This window comes from Kitasatospora sp. NPDC086801 (genome assembly GCF_044745805.1).
In the GTDB taxonomy this organism is placed as follows: domain Bacteria; phylum Actinomycetota; class Actinomycetes; order Streptomycetales; family Streptomycetaceae; genus Kitasatospora.
The window spans coordinates 158,523-165,481 of the sequence record NZ_JBIVAX010000016.1; the positions used below are offsets into that span (position 1 = coordinate 158,523).

At 73.4% G+C, this 6,959-nt stretch carries 5 protein-coding genes and 1 pseudogene; 2 read left to right on the forward strand and 4 right to left on the reverse strand.

Features of this window, described 5'->3' with window-relative positions:
• Positions 1–13: 13 nt before the first annotated feature.
• The 3 genes from ACIPLC_RS19305 to ACIPLC_RS19315 form a co-directional block, all read right to left on the reverse strand.
• The gene (locus ACIPLC_RS19305; protein WP_400474201.1) at positions 14–1,123 is read right to left on the reverse strand and encodes a Rieske 2Fe-2S domain-containing protein; all 1,110 of its coding nucleotides are present in this window, start codon (positions 1,121–1,123) and stop codon (positions 14–16) included.
• Positions 1,124–1,643: 520 nt separating this feature from the next.
• Entirely contained in the window at positions 1,644–3,158 is a 1,515-nt protein-coding gene (locus tag ACIPLC_RS19310) for an MFS transporter (RefSeq protein WP_400474202.1), read from the reverse strand.
• Between the two features lie 211 nt (positions 3,159–3,369).
• Positions 3,370–4,278 (reverse strand): helix-turn-helix transcriptional regulator, encoded by a 909-nt coding sequence (locus tag ACIPLC_RS19315; RefSeq protein WP_400474203.1) that lies wholly within the window; start codon positions 4,276–4,278, stop codon positions 3,370–3,372.
• A gap of 176 nt (positions 4,279–4,454) precedes the next feature.
• Between ACIPLC_RS19315 and ACIPLC_RS19320 the strand changes: the two genes are divergently transcribed.
• Positions 4,455–5,390, forward strand: a complete 936-nt coding sequence (locus ACIPLC_RS19320; RefSeq protein WP_400474204.1) for an alpha/beta hydrolase — start codon at positions 4,455–4,457, stop codon at positions 5,388–5,390.
• Positions 5,391–5,431: 41 nt separating this feature from the next.
• Here the strand turns inward: ACIPLC_RS19320 and ACIPLC_RS19325 are convergent, their stop codons facing one another.
• Complete coding sequence (locus ACIPLC_RS19325) at positions 5,432–6,208, reverse strand: hypothetical protein (protein ID WP_400474205.1); 777 nt, start codon at positions 6,206–6,208, stop codon at positions 5,432–5,434.
• Between the two features lie 461 nt (positions 6,209–6,669).
• Here ACIPLC_RS19325 and ACIPLC_RS19330 point away from each other — a divergent pair.
• Positions 6,670–6,959: pseudogene (locus ACIPLC_RS19330) on the forward strand (hypothetical protein); the annotation flags it as partial.

Below are 6,959 nucleotides of genomic sequence, written 5' to 3' on the forward strand. Positions count from 1 at the left end.
CCGGCGCGGCGGCTCAGGGCTGGGCGAGCCCGCTGCGGGCACCGTTCTCGGTCCGGACCGTGAGGGCGGCCGGCGCGGGCAGGTGTTCCTGGTGATCCGGCGGGTAGAACTGCCGGGCCCAGTGCCGCAGGGCGCCGATCGGCCCGTCGCCGGGGGCGAGCCGGGGCGGCGACAGGTACTTCTTGGTGGACCAGATCGGGAAGTCGGCCGCCGTGAACTCGCAGCTCCGCTTGAACATCGGGCCCGCCAGCAGGCTCGACAGCGACCGGCTGACCGCCTTGCCGAGCGCGGGGGGCAGCCGGGACGGCTCGTCGAAGGAGAACCGGCTCGCCTGCCGGAACTGCATCCGGCCGGGCGCGACCATGGTGGCCATCACCAGCGAGCACATCTTCAGGCCGAGGGCCGGCGTGTGCACGTCGGAGTGCAGGCAGGCGAGGCCGTAACCGTCGACCTCGATCTCGACCTGGCGCCGGCCCAGCAGCGGGAAGTCCTCCTGCACCCGCATCGAGACGTGGAAGCGCGTGCCGTCCCAGTCGATCGGGGCCGCCAACTCGCCGCGGGGCCAGCCGTGCAGGGTGACGAAGTGGCCCAGGTCGACCGCGTTCTCCATGACGTCCTGGGCGTAGCCGGCCATCTCCCAGGCGGCGTGCCGGGGCGGCTGGTGCCCGAGCGTGTGCCACGACGGGATCTCCCAGTCCGGCTGCCGGCCGTCGTGGTGGCGCCAGACGAAGATGGCGTCGTTCACCTCGCGCACCGGAAGCTGCGCCAGGGTGGCCTTCGGCGGCGCGGAGCCGTACCCGGTCCGCACGCACCGGCCGTCCGGGTCGAAGGCGAAGCGGTGGAAGGGGCAGACCAGGTCGTCGCCCTCCACGGCGGCGAGGCCGAGGTGGGCCCCCAGGTGCGGGCAGTACGGGCGAATGGCGCGGATCCGCCCGCTCCGCAACCGGTACAGCACGACGTCCTCCCCGGCCAGTCGGCGGGTGAGCACCGTGCCGGGCTTGAGCTCGTCGGCGAAGCCGACCGAGGCCCAGCCGTCGGGGTACGGCAGGCCCGGCGGCAACGCGACGTCGCCTGCGGTCGGGCCCTCGCTGATGGGCTGGACGTGCCTTAAGGACTCGCGCATGAACTTCTCCTCCTGGCCTGCCCGGCTCCGATCTCGGCAGCTCACGCCGACCGTCCGGGGCGATTCGTCTCCGAACGGAAACGCCCCGCATGCTAACCGCAGACCGATGGGGCTCGCACGAACAACAGGGCCGATACCAAAGAAGTCTGATGATCCATCAGAAAATCCCCGATGCGGCCTTCGATGGCCGGACGGCTGAGCGATTCCCGGGGCGCGTCCGCGCGGGCCCGATCCACCGCAGCGCCGCGCGGCCTGGTCGGTGCGGCACCCGCCTGGACTCCACGCGGGCGGAAACTGCGATGAGGGGTGGGCGAGTTGACGCGGATCCTGGTCATCGGTGGCGGCATCGCCGGGGCGGCGGCCGCGCCCCGGCCCCCGGGCGGACGAGGAACTGCTGCGCCTGCTCGCCCGGGACACCCCGCTGCCGCTCCCGGACGAGGCCGTCTGAGCGGGCGTCGCAACTCCTGGATGCCCGGCCGATCCCGGCGTCGCGGGCCCGGCAAGACCGGCCGGACGGGGTCTAGCGGTCCACCGCTTCGACGGCGCTCAGCGGGGCCGCCAGGTCCTCCAGGCTGCGCCGCTCCGCCCGGACCCCGATCGCGGCCTCGACCAGCCCCGCAGCCGTCATCAGCGCCGCCCCGATGCAGAACGCGAGCGTGGTGTGGGAGACCTTCCCGCTGCTCACCAGGCCGTTGAAGAGCAGCGGGCCGCTGATGCCGCCGACCGCCGTGCCGACGGCGTAGAAGAAGGCGATGCACATCGCCCTGGTCTCCAGCGGAAAGATCTCGCTGACCGTCAGGTAGGCCGCACTCGCCCCCGCCGAGGCCAGGAACAGCACGGCCGTCCAGCAGGCCGTCATGCCGACCGCGCTCAACGCGCCCTGCTGGAACAGCGCCGCGGTGCCGAACAGCAGCAGGCCGGAGCCGATGTACGTGCCGGCGATCATCGGCACCCGCCCGACCGAGTCGAAGAGGTGGCCCAGCAGCAGCGGGCCGAGGAAGTTGCCGACCGCGATGACCGCGAAGTAGTAGCCGGTGTCGCCCTCCGGCACGTCGAAGTAGATGGTCAGGATGACCGCGTAGCCGAAGGTCACGGAGTTGTACAGGAACGCCTGCCCGATGAAGAGCGCGAGGCCGAGCACCGTGCGGCGCGGGTAACGGCGGATCACGGTGCGGGCGATCGTGACGAAGCCGAGCGGGGCGCGCTCGCGGATCCGGATCGGCCGGTCGGTGACGGCCGGCAGTGGTCGGCCGGTCTCCTCCTCCACGGCCCGTTCGGCCTCGGCCACCACCTCCTCGGCCTCCGCCGCCCGCCCGTGGGTGAACAGCCAGCGCGGGCTCTCCGGGACGTGCCGGCGCACCAGCAGGATCACCAGGCCCAGCACGACACCGATCCCGAAGGCGAGCCGCCAGCCCACGTCCGTGGCGAACAGCGCGGTGTTGAGCAGCGCGACGGAGGCGAAGGCGCCGAGCGCGGCGCCGATCCAGAAACTGCCGTTGATGATCAGGTCGACCCGGCCGCGCACCCGGGCCGGGATCAGCTCGTCGATCGCCGAGTTGATCGCCGCGTACTCGCCGCCGATGCCGAAACCGGTGAGGAAGCGGCAGAGGAAGAAGAACCAGGCCGTCCAGGACAGCGAGGTCACGGCGGTCGCCGCCAGGTACACGGCGAGCGTCACCATGAACAGCTTCTTGCGCCCCAGCCGGTCGGTCAGCCAGCCGAAGAACAGCGCGCCGGTGCAGGCGCCCGCCACGTACACGGCGGCCGCGATCGTGGTCACCTGCGCCGTCGAGATGGCGATGCCGCTGCCGGGCTGCGCGAGCCGGGCCGCCATGTTGCCGACGATCGTCACCTCAAGACCGTCCAGGATCCAGACGGTGCCCAGGCCGATCACGATCCGCCAGTGCCAGCGGGACCACGGCAGCCGGTCCAGCCGGGCCGGCACGCTGGTCTCGATGACCTCGGCACCGGCCTGGGCATCGGCCCGGGCGTCGGTGGGCGGTCGCTGCGCGGACGACTTCGCCGGATCGGCCATGCGGGCCTCCTTCGCTCGCCGGATCGGGATGCCCCGCGCCTGCCCGCTGCGGGCGAAACCGCGTCGGGGCGAACCCTGCGTCACGCTCGGTGAGCGTCGACGCCCCCTCCGTCATCATGCCCCGGGGGCGGGGGCACCGCCCGGGGAGGCCGTCCTCCCCGCCGGGCGACGGGCGGTGGCAGCCCCTCCCGCAGCGCCCGTCCCCCGGCGGTCAGCTCGCGAGGCCCCCGTCCCGGGCGGCGGCCGGCGCGCCGTCCACGGGGGTGGGCCGGGCGGCCCACTGGAGCAGGAAGCGCAGGGCCTGCTGTGCGGGGGAGTCCGGCGGGGCGGTGTAGGCGACGAGCTGCTGGTCGGGTTGGGTGTCGACGGAGAACTGCTGGACGTCCAGGGTGATGCCGCCCGCGACGGGGTGCAGGTAGGTCTTGGTCAGCCGGCGCGGGCCGCGCACCTGGTGGCCGGCCCACCAGGTGCGGAAGTCGGCGTCCCGGATGGTCAGTTCGCCGATCAGCGCGGCCAGGGCGCGGTCCTGCGGATGGCGGCCCGCCTCCATGCGCAGCACGGCCACGCACTCACGGGCGGCCCCCGGCCAGTCCGCGTACAGCGCGCGGAAGTCGTCGTCGAGGAAGGTCAGCCGGATCAGGTTGCGCTCCTCCGGGGCGAGCGCGCCGAAGTCGGTGAGCAGGGCGGCCGCGCCCCGGTTCCAGGCCAGGACGTCCATCCGGCGGTTGAGGACCATCGCGGGGACGTCGTGCATGGTCGCCAGCAGCTGGCCCAGCTGCGGGTCGACCTGGGGCAGGCCCGGCCTCGGTGCGGGGCCGGCGGAGGCGACGTCGGCGACCGTGAACAGGTAGGCGCGTTCGTCCGGAGCCAGTAGCAGCGCGTCGGCGAGCGCGTCGAGGACCGACCGGGAGACCCGGCGGGTGCGCCCCTGCTCCAGCCGTACGACGTAGTCGATGCTCACGTGGGCGAGCTGCGCCAGCTCCTCGCGGCGCAGGCCCGGCACCCGGCGCGGGCGGCCGTCGTCGGGCAGGCCCAGCCGGTGCGGGTCGAGCGCGGCGCGGCGGGCGCGCAGGAAGTCGCCCAGGTCGTTGCCGCCGGAGGGCGTGTCGCGCGGGGTCATGACCCCAGTGTCCCCAGGCCGGCGCCGCCGTGCCTGGTACTGGCGTGCACAGGCGGGGCCCTCCCTGGTACCCCCGGCGGGCCGACGCCACCGTGGGAGTGCGGCCGCCTCCCCGGCGGCCGCCGGAGCCCGCCCCGGCGGCGGGCCCGTCCGCGCCACACGACTGGAGCACCACCATGAGGACCAACGTCGCCTTCCCCAGCGCGGGACTCAGGCTCGCCGGCCACCTGTACACCCCGGACGGCAGCCCCGGCGACGCCCAGGGCGGCGGCCCCCGCCCGGCGATCGTCGTCGGCCACCCCGGCAGCGGGGTCAAGGAGCAGACGTCCGGCCTGTACGCCCGGCGCCTGGCCGAGCGGGGCTTCGTCACCCTGGCGTTCGACGCCGCCCACCAGGGCGAGAGCGAGGGCACCCCGCGCGGCCTGGAGGACCCGGCCCAGCGGGTCGAGGACCTCAAGGCGGCGGTGTCCTACCTGGGCACCCGCGAGGACGTCGACCCCGGGCGCATCGGCGCCCTGGGCGTCTGCGCGTCCGGCGGCTACGCCCTGGCCGCCACCGCGACCGACCACCGCATCAGGGCGGTCGGCGCCGTCAGCGCGGTCGACCTCGCCCGCCAGTTCCGGGTCGGGGCCGACGGCACCCAGGATCCGGCGGTCCTCCAGGGCATGCTGGCCGAGGCCGCGGCGGCCCGTACCGCCGAGGCGCGCGGCGAGGGGGTGCGGCGCTTCCCGCTCTTCCCGGCGACGGAGGACGAGGCCCGCCGGGGCGGCCCGCACGTCTACGAGGGCTGGGAGTACTACCGCACCTCCCGTGCCGGGCACCCCCGCGCGGCCGAGGCGTTCACCTGGTCCAGCGTCGACCGCATCGCGCTCTTCGACGCCTTCCGGGGCCTCGACCTGATCGCCCCGCGCCCCCTGCTGCTGGTCGTCGGCCGCGAGGCGGTCACGTCCTGGATGAGCGTGCAGGCCTACCAGCGGGCCACCGGCCCGAAGGAGCTGGTGTGGATCGAGGGCGCCGTGCACACCGACCTCTACGACCGCGACGCGTACGTGACACCCGCCGTCGAGAGGCTCGCCGACTTCTTCCGGGCCCACCTCGGCGGGCCGCAGTGAGGCGCGGCCGCGGTGAGGCGCGGCTGCGGCAGGCGTCCGGGCTACTGCTCGACGTACTTGCGCAGCACCTGCTGGTAGTCCGTGAACTCGGGCTCGGTGTGCAGCTTGGAGACGTCCTTCTTCAGGTAGACCATGCCGGGGCAGCTGGGCTTGGTGCTGCCCAGCAGCTTCTCGGTGCCGATCTTCTTCCCCGTCCTGGCCTCGTACACGGTCACCTCGTACACGCCGCGGTAGAGCTTGAGGGTGTCCGAGGTGAACGTGCAGTCGGTGAGGAACTCGCCCTCGTCGGGCGAGTCCAGGCAGGCGATCAGCTGGACGCGGTACGGGTCCAGGTGGGTCCCGCTCCAGTAGTCCGGTGAGCCGGTGGAGGGGTAGGCGGGGTGCGAGGAACCGGACTCGCTGACGGTGAACATCGCGACCGGGTGCGGCCCGGCGCCGGTGTGCGCGGCGGTCTTCGGGAAGTACTTGCGTGCGACGTTCCCGGCGCAGCCGGCGTCGAGGTCGGAGATCCGGCTGAGCGCCTTGTCGCTCGCCTTCGGCTCGAAGATCACCCAGTAGACGCCGTACCCGAGGACCCCGACCATCGCCAGCGCGACCACCCGTACGGCGATCGTCCGCCCCTTGCGCTGGCCCGGCGTCAACGGCCGTGCGGTGCCGGCGGCGGCGCGCTTCCTGGTCGCCACCGCGTAGCCGAGGAAGAGGACCGGGGACGCCGCCACCACGGCGAACAGCACGCCGATCGGGGCGTTGCCACCGTTGAACGCGATCATCGAGAACACCACCGAGATCGCGGCGAGCAGGACTATCAGCTTGGCCATGAACATGCCCTCCCACAGGTCGACAGCAGCCGCGAGACTACCGCTGCCGGGGCGGGGCGCGGGCGCCCGTACCCGGTCCGGACCGGCCGCCGGGGGTGCGCCGCCGCCACCGTCCCGGTGTTCCACCGGAATTCGAACCGCATTCCCGCACCGTCGACGATGTCCTCCCCGTCCCTTTCCGGAGTTCTTCCGAGGTCGATTTCCGGGGGTGGTGGAGGCGGGGTCGAGAGGTGCTGGAAAGGGCTTTCCGGTGGAGGTGGGGTGTGTTGTGGTGGGGTGGTGGTGGAGCCGGGCCGAGCCCCGCGGCGGCCCGGTCCGGGCGGACAGCCGCTGGTGGGCGGCGTAGACGCTCGCGCATGGATGTGAGTGCGGTGGCTATGGTTCGCCGACTCGGGGTGGATTTGAATGGTGCCATGACGACGAACCGACCGGGCGCGCAGCGCGGTAGGAGCCCGCGGATCGTGTCGGACCTCCTGGGCGCCGCCGGCGCCTTCGGCGGGTCGGTTCCATCGGTTTCCTCCGTTTCTCCGAATGAGGTGGTTGTGATGACTCGTAAGGGTGTTGTGGATCTTCCGGTCGGTGCTGGTGTGGTGCTGGTGGTGGGTGGGACGGGTAAGACCGGTCGGCGGGTGGCGGAGCGGTTGGCGGGGTTGGGTTACGGGGTGCGGGTGGGGTCGCGGTCGGGGGCGGTGGCGTTCGACTGGCATGACGAGGGGACGTGGGAGGCGGCGTTGGAGGGGGTGAGTGCGGC

Coding starts and splice junctions, on each gene's coding strand:
- ACIPLC_RS19305 (WP_400474201.1), bottom strand. CDS start 1,123: ATGCGCGAGTCCTTAAGGCACGTCCAGCCCATCAGCGAGGGCCCGACC.
- ACIPLC_RS19320 (WP_400474204.1), top strand. CDS start 4,455: ATGAGGACCAACGTCGCCTTCCCCAGCGCGGGACTCAGGCTCGCCGGC.
- ACIPLC_RS19315 (WP_400474203.1), bottom strand. CDS start 4,278: ATGACCCCGCGCGACACGCCCTCCGGCGGCAACGACCTGGGCGACTTC.
- ACIPLC_RS19310 (WP_400474202.1), bottom strand. CDS start 3,158: ATGGCCGATCCGGCGAAGTCGTCCGCGCAGCGACCGCCCACCGACGCC.
- ACIPLC_RS19325 (WP_400474205.1), bottom strand. CDS start 6,208: ATGGCCAAGCTGATAGTCCTGCTCGCCGCGATCTCGGTGGTGTTCTCG.